Genomic DNA, 16330 nt, shown 5'->3' on the forward strand with positions numbered 1-16330 from the left:
GGTCGCCGCCAATTGAAAAGGGAGGGTGCGTTCATGAACCCCAAGGCCGAATTCGACATCATCGTCTATGGCGCCACCGGCTTCACGGGCCGTCTGGTGGCCGAGTATCTCGCCCGGACCTACGGGGTCGGCGGCGAGGTGAAGTGGGCCATGGCCGGCCGGTCCGCCGACAAGCTGGCCGCGGTCCGCGACGAGATCGGCGCGCCCAAGGACACCCCGCTGATCGTGGCCGACGCTTCGGACCCGGCCTCGGTGAAGGCCATGGTCTCCCGCGCCAAGGCGATCCTCACCACCGTCGGTCCCTACCAGCTCTATGGCTCCGACCTGGTGGCCGAGTGCGCCGCCCAGGGGACCGACTATCTGGACCTCTCCGGCGAGCCCAACTGGATGGCCGAGATGATCGGCAAGCACGAGGCCGCCGCCAAGCAGAGCGGCGCGCGCATCCTGTTCTCCTGCGGCTTCGACTCGATCCCCTTCGAACTGGGCGTCTATTTCGCCCAGAAGACGGCGAAGGAAAAACTCGGCGCCATGGTCCCCCGTGTGAAGGGCCGGATGCGCAAGATGCGCGGCGGCCTGTCGGGCGGCACGGCGGCCTCGGGCCGGGCCACCATGGCGGCCCTGCAGAAGGACCCCAGCCTGTTCGCCCTGATGATCAACCCCTTCGCCCTGACGCCGGGGTTCACCGGCCCGCCGCAGCCTCCGGGCAACAAGCAGGAGCACGATCCGGACGTCGGCGCCGAGGTCGGCCCCTTCATGATGGCGGCCATCAACACCAAGAACGTCCACCGCTCGAACCTGCTGCAGGGCCACCCCTACGGGACCGACTTCGTCTATGACGAGATGTCGATCATCGACCCCAACACGCCGGCCGCCTTCGCCGACATGCCCGCCGAGGGCGGTCCGCAACCGGGCGAGGGGCCCAGCAAGGAGGAGCGGGAGGCGGGCTTCTACGACGCCCTCTTCATCGCCATCGCGCCGGACGGCCGCAAGGTCCAGGTGTCGGTCTATGGCGACAAGGACCCCGGCTACGGCTCCACGTCGAAGATCATCGCCGAGACCGCCATCGCCCTGGTCAACGCGCCCGACGTGGCGGGCGGGATCTGGACGCCCGGCGCGGCCCTGGGGAACCGGCTGGTGAAGCGGCTGTCGGACAAGGCGGGCCTGACCTTCAAGGTCGAGAGCTGAAAGCGGCTCTGGGGCGTTACACGCTCCAGAGCCCGAGGAACTGTCCATGAGCGTTGCGTTCACCAAGGAAGGGGATGCCGAGGCCACCGCCGCGGATCTCCCCGACCGCCCGATCTCGCCCCACCCGAACCTGGTCACCGTCGAGGGCCTGGCGGCCATCGACGCGGCCCTGGCCCAGGCGCGGGCGGCCTATACGGCGGCCCAGAGCGCCGGCGGCATCGAGGCCGACCGCACCGCCATGGCGCGCGCCACCCGCGACCTGCGCTACTATTCGGCCCGTCGCGCCAACGCCCAGCTGGTGGAGACGACGGGCCAGACCGACACCGTGCGCTTCGGCGGCGGGGTCACCATCGACCGCGAGGACGGCCGCCGCCAGACCTTCCGCATCGTGGGCGAGGACGAGGCCGATCCCGCTCACGGCAGCGTCTCCCACGTCTCCCCCCTGGCCCGCGCCCTGCTGGGCAAGCACGTCGGCGACACCGCCATCCTGGCCGGCGCCGAGGTGGAGATCGTCGCGGTCGACTGAGGCCTTCAAAGGCAGGACCCGCGCCCGGCGCCCGTGGCGAGGCCGATTGTCGATCCCGGGGTTGGGAAAACGCCGTTCGCCGCTTGGCGGGGCCGACAACCTGCACAATAGTCGCCGGTGCAGTCGACCAGGCTGATCGGTCGGCGTCACAGGGTCCCGGGGGGAACGAGATGGCCACAGTGTCCTATGGATCGCCCGCGTCGGCTGGCCGCGACGAGGGCTTCTTCCTCCGCGGCGCCGCCGCCATGGCCCTGGTGATCGTCGCCGGTTTCTCGGTGCAACTGGCGATGGGGCGATCAAGCTTCTCCTCGCCGCCCCTCGTCCACGCCCATGCCATCGTGTTCATGGGCTGGGTGGTGATCTATCTGCTGCAGAACGTCTTCGCCGCGACGGACCGCATGGCCCTCCACCGTCGTCTTGGCTGGATCGCGGCGGCTTGGGTCGTGCCCATGATCGTCCTGGGGTTCGCCGTGACCCTCGCCATTGTGCGTCGCGGCCAGGTCCCGTTCTTCTTCCAGCCGCTGCAGTTCCTGGTCTTCGACCCCGTGACGCTGCTCACCTTCGCCGGCCTGACCACGGCCGCGATCCTGCTGCGCGGCCGCACGGACTGGCATCGGCGTCTGCACTTCAGCGCGATGTCGATCCTGCTGGGCCCCGGCTTCGGTCGGCTGCTGCCGATGCCGCTGATCTCGCCCTGGGCCTGGGAGGTCATCCTCGCGGTGTGCCTGTTCTTCCCCCTGGCGGGAATGTGGGCGGACAAGCGGCGCAGCGGTCGGGTTCATCCGGCCTGGTTCTGGGGCGTCGCCGCGATGATCGGCTGCCTGCTGGTGACGGAGGCGATCACCTACAGCCCGGTCGGCGAGGCGATCTATCGGAGCGTCGTGGCGGGAACGCCGGGCGAGGCCGTGGCGCCCCTGGCCTTCGCGTCCCCGCCCGGGCCGCCGCCCGCGCCCTAACCCCTTCGCCCGCGACCGCCCGGACGGATCGGGGAGGGCGCGGCCTGGCCGCCGCGCGTGCGGCCGCCCGCATCCTGCCAGCGGGGTCGGGAGGCGCCGTGCGCGCCCTTGGAGGCCGCGCCCGCCATCGCCTCCCACTTCACGACATAGCGGACGAAGGCCAGGGTCTGGGCCACCGCCCGCGGGTCGGCGGGCGCCAGCTTGGCGGCCAGGGGTGATCGCCCGATGGCCCAGGCGCTGTCGATCAGCCCCGCCCACTTCGGATCGAGTCGAGCCTTGGCCCAGGCGCTGGCGGCCTTCTTGGAGGTCACCGTTCCGGTCTCCAGGCTGTGCAGCATCCGGCAGTAGAAGGTGACGATGAAGGCCTGCAGCCAGGCCTGGTCGATCTTCCCCGGCGCGCCGAGCCACAAGGCCGTCACCCGCCGGAACAGCGGCAGGATCTCGGCCCGCAGGGCCTGGGGCGTCACCGGGTCCACCAGGTCGGCGGGCGGCGGGCCGGCCAGCGCGATCCCCTTCTCCCGCAGGCACCAGCGGACCACCTGGCTGTTGTCGTGCTCGGAGCGCACCAGGCGGTCGGCGCCGTTGTCGAGATAGAGGAAGGGATAGACCCGCGCCGGCAGGTCCGACATGCCAGGATCGCCCCAGCCCGGCTCGCGCGGCTCCTCCGGCGGATCGCGAGGCTCGGTGCTCCAGCGGCGGAGGATGGCGGCCGGCGCATAGGAGCCCTCCAGGTGCTGCGCCCAGCGCGAGGGATGGTGGAACAGTTCGGCGTGCATCGCCTGCAGGGCCGGCTGCTCGGCCAGGGTCACGTCGCGGCGGGTGACGATGAGGAAGTCGACGTCGCTGGCCTCGTCGGCGTCGCCCACCGCGAAGGAGCCCTGCAGATAGGCGCCGACGAAATTGTCGCCGAGCACGGACCGGGCGCGGGTCACGAGCTGGTCGAGCACGCCGTTCAGCTCGGCGTACGGAGTCGCGCCCGCGGGCGCCGGGGTGTGGGATTGGGTCATGGAATATCCGTGGAGAGCCGGCGCGCGGCGGCGCGGGCTCGGCTTGAGAGCGATGAGCGGGAAAAGCTGGCGCGCCTGGCGCCGCCCGATCAGCTGTCTGTGGCCACGGAAGAGTCCTCCGGCAGGAGGCTGGAGCCTAGACCGGCTTTCGGCCGCCCGTCTAGATGGCGGAGATCTTGCGGGCCAGGGTCTCGATCTCGTTGCGGATCGAGCCGGCCGAGCTCTTGATCAGGGCCGAGACCCCGCGCCGGGCGGCCTCCCGGTCGCAGGCCAGCACCATCTGCTTCACCGGCCCGATGCCGGCCGGGGGCATGGACAGCCGGTCGAAGCCCAGGGCCACCAGGACGAAGGCCTCCAGGGGCCGGCCGGCCATCTCGCCGCAGACCGAGACGGGGGTGCCGGTCTCGGCGCAGGCCTGCTGGATCTGCTGCAGGGCGCGCAGGGCCGGGGGCGACAGGAAGTCGTAGCGGTCGGCCACCCGCGGGTTCCCGCGGTCGGCGGCGAACAGGTACTGCATCAGGTCGTTGGTCCCGACACTGACGAAGTCGGTCATCGGCAGCAGGGCGTCCAGGTGCCAGATCAGGGACGGCGCCTCGATCATGGCGCCCACCTCCAGCCGCGAGGGGGCCGCGCGGCCCCGCCGCTGGGCCCAGGCGATCTCGTGGTCCACCAGGGCGCGGGCGGCGCGGAACTCGTCCACATTGGCCACCAGGGGGAACATGATCCGCAGCGGCCGTCCGCGCGCCGCGGCGATCAGGGCCCGCAGTTGCAGCCGCAGCAGGGCCGGGCGGTCCAGGCCCATGCGGATGGCCCGCCAGCCCAGGGCCGGATTGTCCTCCCGCTCGGCCTCCAGATAGGGCAGCACCTTGTCGCCCCCCAGATCCAGGGTGCGGAAGGTGACGGCCAGGTCGCCGGCGGCGTCCATCACCCGGCCATAGAGGGCCGTCTGGGCGTTGAAGCGCGGCATCTCCTCGGCGACCATGAACTGGAACTCGGTGCGGAACAGGCCGATGCCCTCCGCGCCGGTCTCCCCCAGGATGTCGAGGTCGACATCCAGGCCGGCGTTCATCAGCAGGGTGATCTTGTGGCCGTCGCGGGTGAAGGCCGGGGTGTCCCGCAGCTTGGCGAACTCCGCCTGCCGCTGCTGGCGGACCTCCAGCCGGGCCTGCAGGGCCTTGATGACGTCGGGCCGGGGCCGCAGGTAGGCCTCGCCGGTCTCGGCGTCGACGATGACGGGATCGCCCTCCGACACCTTGTCGCGCAGGCCGGCCAGGCGTCCCACGCAGGGGATGTCCAGGGCGCGGGCCACGATGGCCGCGTGGCTCGCCGCCGAGCCCTCCTCCAGCAGCAGCCCCTTGAGCTTGGTGCGGTCGTATTCCAGCAGGTCGGCGGGGCCCAGGTTGCGGGCGATCAGGATGGCGTTGGGGGGCAGCTCTCGGGCCTTGTGGCCGTCGCCCGACAGGTGGCGCAGCAGCCGGTCGTTGAGGTCCTCCAGGTCGTGCAGCCGCTCGCGCAGATAGGGGTCGCGGGCCTGGCCCAGGCGGGCGCGGTGCTCGGAGCGCACCCGTTCCACGGCGGCCTCGGCGGTCAGGCCGTTGCGGACGGCGTCCTCCAGGCTGCGGTTCCAGCCGCGGTCGTGGGCGAACATCCGGTAGGTGTCGAGCACCTCGTAGCTGGCCTCGACGAGGCCGTGCTGGCCCTCCAGCATCTCGTCGATCTGGGCCTGCAGGCTGGCGATGGCCTCGGCCAGGCGAACCTCCTCGGCGGCCACGTCGTCGCTGAGCAGCTTGCTGGTCGCCACCGGCGGCTCGTGCAGCACCACCACCCCGAGCGCCAGGCCGTCGGCGAACTTGGCGCCCTTCAGCCGCTCGGGCCGGTGCGGCACCAGGTCGACGTTCTTCAGGGCGCCTTCGCTGGCCAGCTCGCTGCCGGCCACCATCTCGGCCAGCACCATGGCGACGATCTGCAGGTCCTCGACCTCGTCGTCGGAATAGACCCGCTCGGTGCGGTTCTGGACCACCAGCACCCCGATGGCCCGGCCGCCGCGCAGCAGCGGCACCCCCATGAAGGCGTGGAACGGGTCTTCGCCGGTTTCCGGGCGGTAGGAGAAGGCCGGATGGTTCGGCGCGTCCGACAGGTTCAGCGGCCGGCCCAGGCGCATGATCTCGCCCACCAGGCCCTCGCCGGGCTTCAGGCGGGTGACGTGGACGGCGGTGGGGTCCAGGCCCTCGGTGGCGAACAGCTCCAGATCGTTGGAGGCGCCGCGCATATAGAGCGAGCAGACCTCGGCCACCATCGAGCGGGCGATGATCCGCACCACCATGTCGAGTCGCTGCTGCGCGGGCCCACCGCCGGCCAGCGCCTCGCGGATCTGCCGCAGCAGGCTCCGCTGTCCTCGAATGGCGATGCCTGGAATGGCCATCGTCCCCGTCTCACTCCCTCAACTGACCGCCCCTTCGGACGGCCCCGCGGCCAGCCCGACCGTCTTGTCCGCTCCCTAGCAGCTTTGGACGTCGGAACGGAGACGGAAATGAGGAGGATGTGCGCAGGAATGTTGCGGGTGGCGGAAGTTTAAGCGCTGAAACGGCCACGCTCGAACCCGCCTTGATCTGGCTCAATGCGGCTCAAGCCGTCCGCACCCGACCCTGCCGGCGCCGACGCGCAACGACGCGGCCGGTTTAGGGGAGGGAACCATGGCGTCATCGGGCGGGCTGCCGCGCGTGAACAGGATCGGCGTGGGCGCGCCGTTCCGCTGGCTGGGGGGCGCCTGGAAGGACCTCTGGCGGGCCTGGCCGCCGCTGCTGGCCTACGGCCTGGCGCTCGCGGCCTTCAGCCTCTGGATCAGCCTGAGCTTCGTGGCCACCGGCGGCGCCTTCTGGGTGTTCGCGCTGACCTGCGGCTTCGTCTTCGTGGCGCCCATGCTGGCCATGGGGCTCTACGAGGCCGGCGCCCTGCTGGCCCGCGGCGAGCGTCCGACGCTCGCCCGCATGCTGTTCGTACCCCGGGCGCTCTCGGCCGACGTCGCCATCCTGGGGCTGGCGCTGCTGATGATCTTCTTCTTCTGGTTGCAGATCGCCCAGATCGTCTACGGCCTGTCGACCTGGGTCATCTATCGCACGGTGGCGACCCTGGCGGCCTTCGCCCTGACCACGCCGGAGGGCCACCGGATGCTGATCGCCGGATCGCTGATCGGCGGCGCCATCGCCTTCCTCACCTATGGCCTGGTGGTGGTCTCGGCGCCCATGCTGCTGGACCGGGGCACCAGCGTCTTCGTCGCCACCATCACCAGCTTCCGCACCGTGGCCGCCAACTTCGGGCCGATGATCGTCTGGGCCCTGCTGATCTCGGTCCTGACCCTGTCGACCATCCTCACCGGCTTCCTGGCCCTGGTGATCGTCTTTCCCTGGCTCGGCCTGGCCACCTGGCGCGCCTATGGGGACCTGGTGGAGGCGCCTGCCTGAGCGCGGCGCTTGACTCGATATGTTGATATCAACATAACTCGTTCATGCCCGACGCCCCCGCCGTCTCCCTGCAGACCACCCTGGCCGTCCGCGACACCTGCCTGTGCCTGCACACCCAGCGGGCGGCCCGGGCCCTGGCGCGGCGGTTCGACGAGGTGCTGCGGCCGGCGGGCCTCACCAACGGCCAGTTCTCCCTGCTCAACGCCCTGAACGGGCCCGCCCCCGCGCCGATGAGCCGGGTGGCCGCCACCCTGGGGGCCGACCGCACCACCCTGACCGCCGCCCTGAAGCCCCTGGTGCGCGAGGGCCTGGCCCTGGTCAGCGTCGATCCCGACGACCAGCGCGCCCGCCGCGTGGCCCTGACCGCCGCCGGCCTGGCCCGGCTGGCCGCCGCCCTGCCCCTGTGGGCGGCCGCCCATGCCGCGCTGGAGACCGAACTCGCCGACCCGGACCGGGCCCGCGGCGACCTGCTGGCCCTGTCGGCGCCCCGTCCGGGCGTGGCCGCCGCCCCGATTTGCGAGTCCTGAAAGGAGCTTCCCCATGACCATCCAGTTCACCGCCTTCCGCTGGGTGCCGCCCTTCGCCCAGGGTTTCGTCCGCGACCTGCGGGTCCGCTGGGCCCTGGAGGAGGCGGGCCTGCCCTATGAGGTGGTGCTGATCGACGGGAGCACCGAGGACTATCGCCAGTGGCAGCCCTTCGGCCAGGTGCCGGCCTATCGCGACGACGAGGTGGAGATGTTCGAGTCCGGCGCCATCGTCCTGCGCCTGGCCGGCATGTCCGAGGCGCTCGCCCCCCGCGATCCGGCCGCCCTGGCCCGGGTCAGCACCTGGATCTTCGCCGCGCTCAACTCCATCGAGCCCCACACCCAGAACCTGCTGAGCCTGGACTCCTTCTATGCCGGCCAGCCCTGGACGGAGGGCCGCCGCCCCTCGGCCAAGGCCCTGTTGGACATGCGCCTGACCTCGCTGGCCAACGCCCTGGGCGACAAGGACTACCTGGAGGGCCGCTTCACCGCCGGCGACATCGTCATGGCCACGGTGCTGCGCGAGCTGGAGGAGAACGGCATCCTCAAGGCCTATCCCAATCTAGACGCCTACCGCGCCCGGGCCCTGGCCCGCCCCGCCTTCGCCAAGGCCCTGGAGGACCAGCTGGCCACCTTCCGCGAGAACGCGCCCGCCATGGCCTAACCGGCCGTCGCGGGACGGCGCCCGCGCGCCGCCAGCCACAGCTCGGCGATGATCAGGTTGGGGACCCAGCACAGGAAGGAGATGGCCCGGTAGATGTCGTCGCCGCCCAGCGGGGAGAGGAAGGCGAGCGGCAGGTAGAGTCGCAGGGTCACCGCCGCCAGGGTCAGGGCGAAGCTGCGGATCATCCACCGCTCATGCTCCACGAACCGCCGCGCCCGCGCCAGCCGCCAAGCCTGGATCGTGGTCCCCAGCCAGGCCAGGGCCAGCAACCCGAAGCCGGCGGTGGAGATCGGCCCGGTCTGGGCCCCAAAGGCCAGGACCAGCCCCGCCAGCCCCGCCACGACGCAGCAGATCAGATAGGTCGTGCCGATCCGCCGGTGCAGGGCGGGCCGTTTGCGCCGTAGGCCCGCCAGGAACTGGAACGGCCCCAGGATCAGGGCGGTGGAGGCGAACCCCGCATGCACGGTCAGGGCCCCGATCGGGGTGAATCGGTTGGCCAGGATCGGCGGCGCCAGGGCCGGGCCGTCGGGGATCAGGTAGCGGTAGGAGACCAGCCCCACCAGGACGGCCAGCACCGCCATCACCCACCATCCCGCCGTCCGCGCCATGTCCGCCCCCTGTCCCATCACCATGGTCCCGGCCGCGGCGAAGCGAGAGCCGGATGACGGGGCATTCTGGAGGCTGGGGCCGCGTGCCCGCAAGAGGCGAAGGCGGCCCGTCCAACCCGCGAGGGTGGCGCCCCCAGGGGCTTGCCGCTTCAGGCGCCCGTCACGCTCGAAACATGGGCTGGCTCTAGGGTGTCACGGTGATCCGGTAGCCCGGCGGCAGGCCCTTCAGGGTCGCGGCCACGTCGGTGGCCTGCTCGATGCCGAAGGCCGCCAGGCCGGCGTTCTTGCCGCCGCACTCGGCGGCCTGGCCGGTGTCGCGCCCCGACCCGGTGGCCGCCCCCACCAGGCGCGGTTCGAAGACCTGGTTGAGCCCCAGCAGGTCGGCCTCGATCAGCCGCTGGAACTGGGCGCGCCGGGCCTCGTCCAGCTCATGACAGCGGCCCTCCCAGATCCAGGCGGCATAGGCGACGGCGAAGACGGTCAGCGCCCCGATGGCGCGATCCTGGGGCGTCTTGGCCTCCTGCGCCGCGGCCCCCGAGGCCGCGAGGCAACCGGCCAGCGCCAGGGCCGCCATCCCCCGCCGGACCCTCACTTCACCGCCCCGTGGGCGATCAGCAGGGCCTGCACCTGGCGGCAGGCGGCCTGCTTGGACGGATCGTCGGCGTAATATTCGGGATGCAGGCGCCCCAGCACCGTCTCCCCGGCCGAGCGGAGGTTGGGCGAGGCGCCGTGATCCAGCAGCACCCGGACCATGGGCAGCTGGCAGAAGCGCCCGGAGTCGGCCAGGGCGGTGTTGCCGAACCTGTCCTGCGCGTCGACCGGAAAGCCGTGGTCCAGCAGCAGCTGGGCGATGGCCGCCCCCTCGGCCTCGGAGATGAAGCCGGGGGTGTTGGAGGCGACATGGCTCAGGGTCGAGGCGCCGTTCTTGTCGCGGGCGCCGACCTTGGCGCCCCGGGCGATCAGCAGCCGCGCCGCCGCCGCGCTCTGCACCGAGACGATCGGGGTCTGGCCCTGGTAGCCGTGCGGGTCGTTGGCGTCGGCGCCGGCCGCCAGCAGGGCCTCCAGGGCGCCGAGATTGTTCTTCGACACCGCCGTGTGGATGGGGTGGTAGCCGTACTCGCACGACGTCGTCAGGCTGGCTCCGCCCGCCAGCAGCGCCTTGACCTCCGCCCCCGATCCCCCGGCCGCCGCCTGGCAGATGGGGGTGGTCTCCTGGGCGGCCGCGGGACCGGCGAAGAGCCCCAGGACAAGACCGAAGCAGGCGAGATGGCGCATGGCGTCCTCCACGGGTTTCCCCCGCAGCATAGACGCAACGGCCGAGCTCGTCGAACGACGTTATGCGGATTGGCGCCCGCGCCATTGGATGGCCGTCTGCCGCGGCCCCCTAGGGCGCGTCTTCGGCCAATGTGTGCGCGACGATCGCGTTGGCGTGGCCGTGACCCATGCCATGCTCGTCCTTGAGCATGGCCACTAGCTCCATGTGCTTGGCCGGATAGCGCTTTCGCACCAGGGCTTTCCAATCGGCGATGGGGCGGCCGTATTTCTTCTCGATGGAGGGGAAATAGGACGCAGGACCTTTGGTCGGTTCGTCGGTCATGTCGTGATTTCAAACGCCGAAGACCGCGCGGGTCAAGATTGTCGCCTCCCGGCCCGCGACGGGCGCGGATCGGTGGGTCACCATCCCATCTCACCGCCTGGACCAACCTCCCCGCCACCCCCATAGTCCTGGCCGACATACGTCTGGGGAGGCGACCGATGCTGCGCAAATGGGGGCCGCTGGCCCTGGGTCTGATCCTGATCCTGGCCGGCTCGGCCCTGGCCCACGCGGTCCAGACCACCCACGGCGTCACGGTCACCGAGGTTCGGTTTCCCGGCGAGAAGGGGGTGGTGATGAGCGGGCTGCTCTATCGCCCCGCCACCGCCACGGCGGCGCGTCCCGCGCCGGGTGTCCTGGCCAGCCACGGCTATATCAACACCCGCGAGATGCAGAGCCCCTTCGCCATCGAGCTCTCGCGGCGCGGCTTCGTGGTCCTGGCCATGGACATGACCGGCCACGGCTATTCCGGCGGCGCGGTGGGGAGCCAGGGCTTTGGCGGACCCGCGGCCCTGCGCTACCTGCGGGGGCTGCCCTTCGTGGACGCGCACAATATCGGCCTGGAGGGCCACAGCCTGGGGGGCGGGCCGGTGGTCGCCGCCGCCGAGACCTATCCCGGCGGCTACCAGGCCGTGGTGCTGGAGGGCTCGACCCCCGCCATCGGCGCGGTGTTCGGCCAGGGCGCCAAGGCCCCCCTGCGCAACCTCGCCGTGGTGTTCGGCCGCTATGACGAGTTCGCCCCCCTGATGTGGCAGGTGGCCAAGGGCGCCGACGTGGCCCGCTCCAAGGCCCTGCAGGCCATGTTCGGTTCGGCGGGTCCGGTCGTGGAGGGCCGGGTCTATGGCGACCCGGCCGCCGGGACCGCCAAGGTGCTCTACAATCCCCCCGTCACCCACCCCTGGGAGCATTTCTCCTCGGCCGGCGTCGGCCACGCGACAGACTGGTTCCAGACCAGGCTTTCGGGCGCGGCCAGGCCCCTGCCGCCCGGCGACCAGATCTGGCTGTGGAAGGAGGTCGGCACGGGCGTCGGCTTCCTGGGCTTCGTCCTGCTGCTCCTGGGCGCCTTCCAGGTGCTGCTGGCGACGCCGGTGTTCGCGGGCCTCGCCCATCCCGCCGAGCCGGCGGGCGCCGTGCGCGACGGCCGCTGGTGGCTGGCGGCCATGCTGACGGCGGTGGTCCCGGCGGCCACCTTCTTCACCTTCATGGAGCTGGGGAACCTGTTCTTCCCCATGCGGCTGTTCCCGCAGTTCATCACCAACCAGCTGCTGGTCTGGGCGCTGCTCAACGGCGTGCTGACCCTGGTCCTGGGGCTGTTTCTCAAGGGCGGCAAGCCGGCCTTCTCCAACGCCTGGCTTCGCGGGCCCCTGATCGGGGTCGCCACGGTGGCCGTGGGCTACCTGGCCCTGGTCGCCGTCGACGCGGTGTTCAAGGTGGACTTCCGCTTCTGGGTCCTGGGGCTCAAGCCCCTGGACGGCCCCCACGCCCTGATGGCCCTGGCCTATCTGCCCCTGTGGACGGCCTTCTTCCTGGTCTCCCTGCGGGCCCTGCACGCCAACCTGGCGATCAAGGGGGAGGGGGCGGCGACGGCCTATCTCGCCTCGGGTCTGGCGATGAGCCTGGGTTTTGTCCTGCTGCTGGCCATCCAGTACGCCAGCCTCTTCCTCACCGGCCTGCTGGCGGTGCCCAACGAACCCCTGAACACCATCGTGGCGATCCAGTTCGTGCCGCTGCTGGCCATGGTGGGGGTGATCGCGGCCTTCACCTACCGGCGCACCAATTCCTACGTCCCGGGCGCGGTGATCTGCGCCCTGGTGATCTGCTGGTACGTGACGGCGGGGACGGCGACCCACTGGTCGCCGGAGGTCAAGCCGCCCGGGCCGCCGGCGGCGACCCGATAGGCCAGGACCCCTCCCCTGGCGGGGAGGGGCCGGTCTTGTCTAGCGGATGAGGGCCGAAACCACCTCGGCGATCACGCCGCTGCGGGTCTGGGCCAGGTAGTACTGGTTATCCACCTGGACCCAGCGATAGCCGGTCGGCGGCGCGCGCAGGCGGTTGGCCTCGGGATTGGCCACATAGTAGCGCTGGTCGATGTAGCTGCTGGGCAGGCGCTGGCCCTGGCGATACATCTTCTTGTACTGGCCGGGGGGCATGCCGCCCGGCTTCTTGGCCAGGCCCGGCGGCGTCCAGGCGCCGCTGTGGGGCTCTTCGGCCTGATAGCGTGCGGCCTCGTGGCCCTTGTCGTGACCCTTGGCGCCGTGGCCGTTTCCGTGTCCGCCGGGATCGGCCTGGGCGGCGAGAGGCGCGGCGAGCGCGAGGCTGGCGACGGCGGCGGCGGCGAGAAGCGTTTTCATAGGTTATCCTTCGAGGTGGTCCCTCAGGCCACCCCAACGCCCCGTTCGCCCATAGGCTCCCGGCTCAGGCTGCGACCCGATAGGCGCAGCGGCGCGCCCCGGCCAGGATATGCTCGGTCCGCTCCACCCGGGCCGGGGCCAGCAGCATCGCAAACAGCGCCAGCTCGGAGCGGCAGAAGCCCTGGCAGGCCGCCGCCGCCGCGCAGATCGGGCAGTGGTTCTCCACCAGCAGATAGGACCCGTCCGCCTGCCGCGACCACTCGGCCATGTAGCCCTCGGCGGCGCGCAGGGCGGTCAGGCGGCTGAGGCGGTCCTCCAGCCCGGCGTCCCCCACCGCGGCCCGGTAGCCCTCCGCGATCGCCTGCTCCCGGCGGGCCACCAGCCGGTCCAGGCCCGTGGCCCCGAACTCCTCGCGCACCGCCTCGATCAGCTCGACGGTCATCTGGGCGTGGGTGTCGGGGAAGCGGCCGTGGCCCTTGTCGGTGAGGGACCAGGTGCGCTTGGGCCGGCCCACCCCGGCCCGCTCGGTGAGGTGCTGGACCAGCCCGTCGGCCACCAGCTTCTCCAGGGCCTGCCGCGCCGCCTGGCGGCTGACCCCCGCGCGCTGCGCCAGGGCCAGGGTCTGGCTGGGGCCCCGGGTCTTCATCGCAAACAGCAGGTCGTCGGCCAGGCTTCGCATTTGACAACCAAACTATTGCAAATTTCCGCCGCCCCGTCTACCCATCCTCGCCAGACCCTGTTGAGCCTGTCGACATGAAACCACCCCCCACCCCCGATGGCGGCTGGGCCGACGTCCTCGGCGAGGGCCGCGCGCCGCGCTTCATCCTCATCTGCCTGGGGGTCTGGATCGGCGCCGCCGACAGCCTGGTCACCGCCACCATCATGCCCAGCGTCGGCGCCGACCTCGGCGGCTACGCCTATTTCGGCTGGGCCACGGCCGGCTACCTGCTGGGCTCGGTCATGGCCGGCGCCAGCTCTGGCCTGCTGGCCCAGCGCTTCGGCCTGCGCCGCGCCACCGCCTGCGCGGCCCTGCTCTACGCCCTGGGCTGCGGGCTGAGCGCCGCGGGGCCGGACATCGTGAGCTTCCTGGTGGGCCGCCTGCTGCAGGGGATCGGCGGCGGCTGGGTCACCGGCTTCTGCTCGGTGGCCATCGGCCTGCTGTTCCCCAACCGCCTGCTGCCCCGGGTCTACGCCGCCATCACCGCGGTCTGGGGCATCGCCAGCCTGGTGGGCCCGATGATCGGCGGGGTCTTCGCCGACGCCGGGGTCTGGCGCTGGGTCTTCTGGTTCTTCGCGATCCAGGCCGTGGCGGTGGCGGTCGCAGCCTACGCCATGCTGCCCAAGGGCGAAGACGGGGAGGGCGGCTCGGGCGTGGCCTGGGGCCAGCTTGGCCTGATCGCCGCCGGGGTCGCCGCTATCGGCGCGGCCGACATCGCCGGGACCTTCGCCCGCTCGGCCGGGCTGACCGCCGTGGGCGTCGTCCTGCTGCTGGCCATGGTCTGGCTCGACGAGCGGGCCATCGTCCGCCTGCTGCCCCGGGGCTCGGGCTCCCTGCGCACCATCCCCGGGTCCGGCTACGCCAGCATGTTCCTGCTGACGGCGGCCTCCATGGGTTTCTCCATCTACGGTCCTGCGATCCTGCAGCAGCTCGCCGGTTTGTCTGCCCTGACCGCCGGCTATGTGATCGCGGGAGAGGCGGCGGCCTGGACCCTCGCGGGTCTGGCCGTCGCCCATCTCACCGGGCGCTGGCCGGGACGCATGATCCTGATCGGCGCGCTCTGCGCCACCGCCGGGGTGGGGGCCAGCGCCCTGGTCTTCCCCACCGGCTCGGTGGTGGGGGTGGTGCTGGCCGGCGCGGTCCTGGGGGCGGGGTTCGGCCTCTCCTGGGCCTTCATGAGCCAGGCCATCCTGGGCGCCCTGCCCGACTCCGAGCGCGCCATCGGGGCGGCCGGCATCACCACGGTGCGCCTGACCGGCTCGGCGGCCGGGGCCGCGGTGGCCGCGGCGGTGGCCAATCTGGTGGGCTTCTCCCACGGCCTGACCGACGCCACGGCGCGCGCGGCCGGGGTCTGGGTCTTCGCCGCCGCCCTGCCGGTGGCCCTGGCGGGCCTGTGGACAGCCCGGCGCCTGGCCGGCTACCGGGCGCAGTCCGCCTAGAGCTGGTCCAGGCCGTAGGCGGCGTGCAGGGCGCGGACCGCCAGCTCGGTATAGGCCGCGTCGATCAGCACGCTGATCTTGATCTCGCTGGTGGAGATCACCTGGATGTTGACGCCCTTCTCGGCCAGGGCGCTGAACATGGTCTTGGCGACGCCGGTGTGGCTGCGCATGCCCACCCCGATCACCGAGACCTTGGCGACATCCTCGTTGACGGCCACGTCCTCGAAGCCGATCTGCGGCTGGGCGGCGCGGACGATCTCCACGGCGCGCTGGGCGTCGCGCTTGCCCACCGTGAACTCCATGTTGGCGGTGTCGGCGGTGCGGGCGTGGCTCTGGACGATCATGTCCACATTGACGTTGGCGTCGGCCAGGGCGCCGAAGATCGCCGAGGACACGCCGGGGTGGTCGGGCAGGCCGTACAGCGTGATCTTGGCCTCGTCGCGGCTATAGGCGACCCCGCTCACGATGCGCTTTTCCATGATCTCTTCCTCGTCGCACACGATGGTGCCTTGGCCGGGCGCTTCGCCGGGCTCGACAAAACTGGACAGCACCCGCACCGGCACGTTCTTGGCCATGGCGAGTTCGACGGAGCGGGTCTGCAGGACCTTGGCGCCCAGGGACGCCATCTCCAGCATCTCCTCGTAGGAGATCTTGTTGAGCTTGCGGGCCTTGCTCTCGATGCGCGGGTCGGTGGTGTAGACCCCGTCCACGTCGGTGTAGATGTCGCAGCGGATGGCGCTCACCGCCGCGGCGATGGCCACGGCGCTGGTGTCGGAGCCGCCGCGGCCCAGGGTGGCGATGCGGCCGTCGCGGGTCACGCCCTGGAAGCCGGCGATCACCGCCACCTGGCCCGAATCCATGGCGGCCACCAGGTTCTCCGGCGGGACGTCGTCGATGCGGGCGCGGCCGTGGGCGTCGTCGGCGATGATCGGAATCTGCCAGCCCATCCAGGAGCGCGCCGGCAGGCCCATGTTGCGCAGGGTCATGGCCAGCAGGCCGGCGGTCACCTGTTCGCCCGACGCCACCACGACGTCGTACTCGTCGTCGGAAGGTTCGAGCCCCTGGGCCGCGGCGCCGGCGCCGTCGGTCCAGGCCACCAGCTCATTGGTCTTGCCGGACATGGCCGAGACCACCACGGCCACCTGATGGCCCGCGGCCACCTCGGCGGCCACCAGCCGACCCACGCGCCGGATGCGCTCCAGGTCGGCGACGGACGTACCGCCGAATTTCATCACCAGCCGGGACATGGGCGTGGTCACAAGCTCCTTGAGGGGAGAGGGAAGGGCCGCGTTCTAGC

Annotated in this window: 17 protein-coding genes; 8 read left to right on the forward strand and 9 right to left on the reverse strand. The window is 71.6% G+C overall.

The features are described from left to right. Nucleotides 1-33 precede the first annotated feature (33 nt). The 3 genes from AC1RN5_RS02730 to AC1RN5_RS02740 all read left to right on the forward strand — a co-directional run bounded on the left by AC1RN5_RS02730 (nucleotide 34) and on the right by AC1RN5_RS02740 (nucleotide 2667). On the forward strand, nucleotides 34-1185 hold the full coding sequence (locus AC1RN5_RS02730; protein WP_493039735.1) for a saccharopine dehydrogenase family protein: 1152 nt from the start codon (nucleotides 34-36) through the stop codon (nucleotides 1183-1185). Between the two features lie 46 nt (nucleotides 1186-1231). Continuing rightward, nucleotides 1232-1711, forward strand: a complete 480-nt coding sequence (greA, locus tag AC1RN5_RS02735; protein ID WP_493039736.1) for a transcription elongation factor GreA — start codon at nucleotides 1232-1234, stop codon at nucleotides 1709-1711. Nucleotides 1712-1881: 170 nt separating this feature from the next. Next, on the forward strand, nucleotides 1882-2667 hold the full coding sequence (locus AC1RN5_RS02740; protein ID WP_493039737.1) for a hypothetical protein: 786 nt from the start codon (nucleotides 1882-1884) through the stop codon (nucleotides 2665-2667). Here AC1RN5_RS02740 and AC1RN5_RS02745 read toward each other — a convergent pair. Beyond that, nucleotides 2664-3674 carry a nucleotidyltransferase domain-containing protein gene (locus tag AC1RN5_RS02745; protein WP_493039738.1) on the reverse strand — a complete coding sequence of 337 codons (1011 nt, stop codon included), beginning with the start codon at nucleotides 3672-3674 and terminating at the stop codon, nucleotides 2664-2666. The genes AC1RN5_RS02740 and AC1RN5_RS02745 overlap by 4 nt on opposite strands. 160 nt (nucleotides 3675-3834) lie before the next feature. Continuing rightward, nucleotides 3835-6096 (reverse strand): phosphoenolpyruvate--protein phosphotransferase, encoded by a 2262-nt coding sequence (gene ptsP / locus AC1RN5_RS02750; RefSeq protein ID WP_421932720.1) that lies wholly within the window; start codon nucleotides 6094-6096, stop codon nucleotides 3835-3837. 271 nt (nucleotides 6097-6367) lie between these two features. Here ptsP and AC1RN5_RS02755 point away from each other — a divergent pair, with 271 nt between their 5' ends. The 3 genes from AC1RN5_RS02755 to AC1RN5_RS02765 are packed head-to-tail and all read left to right on the forward strand — an operon-like array spanning nucleotide 6368 to nucleotide 8323. Further along, the gene (locus AC1RN5_RS02755) at nucleotides 6368-7135 is read left to right on the forward strand and encodes a DUF2189 domain-containing protein (RefSeq protein WP_493039739.1); all 768 of its coding nucleotides are present in this window, start codon (nucleotides 6368-6370) and stop codon (nucleotides 7133-7135) included. Between the two features lie 44 nt (nucleotides 7136-7179). Further along, on the forward strand, nucleotides 7180-7662 hold the full coding sequence (locus AC1RN5_RS02760; protein ID WP_493039740.1) for a MarR family winged helix-turn-helix transcriptional regulator: 483 nt from the start codon (nucleotides 7180-7182) through the stop codon (nucleotides 7660-7662). A gap of 13 nt (nucleotides 7663-7675) precedes the next feature. Continuing rightward, complete coding sequence (locus AC1RN5_RS02765; protein WP_493039741.1) at nucleotides 7676-8323, forward strand: glutathione S-transferase family protein; 648 nt, start codon at nucleotides 7676-7678, stop codon at nucleotides 8321-8323. Here the strand turns inward: AC1RN5_RS02765 and AC1RN5_RS02770 are convergent. The 4 genes from AC1RN5_RS02770 to AC1RN5_RS02785 all read right to left on the reverse strand — a co-directional run bounded on the left by AC1RN5_RS02770 (nucleotide 8320) and on the right by AC1RN5_RS02785 (nucleotide 10528). Beyond that, nucleotides 8320-8931 carry a DUF2306 domain-containing protein gene (locus tag AC1RN5_RS02770; protein WP_493039742.1) on the reverse strand — a complete coding sequence of 204 codons (612 nt, stop codon included), beginning with the start codon at nucleotides 8929-8931 and terminating at the stop codon, nucleotides 8320-8322. The genes AC1RN5_RS02765 and AC1RN5_RS02770 overlap by 4 nt on opposite strands. A gap of 184 nt (nucleotides 8932-9115) precedes the next feature. Continuing rightward, complete coding sequence (locus AC1RN5_RS02775) at nucleotides 9116-9505, reverse strand: hypothetical protein (protein ID WP_493039743.1); 390 nt, start codon at nucleotides 9503-9505, stop codon at nucleotides 9116-9118. A 14-nt stretch (nucleotides 9506-9519) separates the two neighbouring features. Then, nucleotides 9520-10206, reverse strand: coding sequence for an ankyrin repeat domain-containing protein (locus AC1RN5_RS02780; protein WP_493039744.1), 687 nt, complete (start codon nucleotides 10204-10206; stop codon nucleotides 9520-9522). Nucleotides 10207-10315: 109 nt separating this feature from the next. Then, nucleotides 10316-10528 (reverse strand): DUF4287 domain-containing protein, encoded by a 213-nt coding sequence (locus tag AC1RN5_RS02785; RefSeq protein ID WP_493039745.1) that lies wholly within the window; start codon nucleotides 10526-10528, stop codon nucleotides 10316-10318. Between the two features lie 158 nt (nucleotides 10529-10686). Here AC1RN5_RS02785 and AC1RN5_RS02790 point away from each other — a divergent pair, with 158 nt between their 5' ends. Then, nucleotides 10687-12423 (forward strand): alpha/beta hydrolase, encoded by a 1737-nt coding sequence (locus AC1RN5_RS02790; RefSeq protein WP_493039746.1) that lies wholly within the window; start codon nucleotides 10687-10689, stop codon nucleotides 12421-12423. A 39-nt stretch (nucleotides 12424-12462) separates the two neighbouring features. On the opposite strand, the gene AC1RN5_RS02795 is transcribed toward AC1RN5_RS02790, so the two are convergent. Both AC1RN5_RS02795 and AC1RN5_RS02800 read right to left on the reverse strand, forming a co-directional pair. Further along, a complete protein-coding gene (locus tag AC1RN5_RS02795) occupies nucleotides 12463-12876 on the reverse strand; it encodes an RcnB family protein (RefSeq protein WP_493039747.1) in 414 nt (137 codons plus the stop codon). 64 nt (nucleotides 12877-12940) lie between these two features. Then, nucleotides 12941-13555, reverse strand: a complete 615-nt coding sequence (locus AC1RN5_RS02800) for a helix-turn-helix transcriptional regulator (RefSeq protein WP_493039748.1) — start codon at nucleotides 13553-13555, stop codon at nucleotides 12941-12943. A 74-nt stretch (nucleotides 13556-13629) separates the two neighbouring features. On the opposite strand from AC1RN5_RS02800, the gene AC1RN5_RS02805 reads away from it, so the two are divergent. Further along, nucleotides 13630-15033, forward strand: coding sequence for an MFS transporter (locus AC1RN5_RS02805; protein ID WP_493039749.1), 1404 nt, complete (start codon nucleotides 13630-13632; stop codon nucleotides 15031-15033). Here the strand turns inward: AC1RN5_RS02805 and AC1RN5_RS02810 are convergent. Beyond that, complete coding sequence (locus AC1RN5_RS02810) at nucleotides 15030-16280, reverse strand: aspartate kinase (protein WP_493041468.1); 1251 nt, start codon at nucleotides 16278-16280, stop codon at nucleotides 15030-15032. The genes AC1RN5_RS02805 and AC1RN5_RS02810 overlap by 4 nt on opposite strands. Nucleotides 16281-16330: the final 50 nt, after the last annotated feature.

The organism is Phenylobacterium sp. GW821-FHT12F10 (assembly GCF_058806695.1).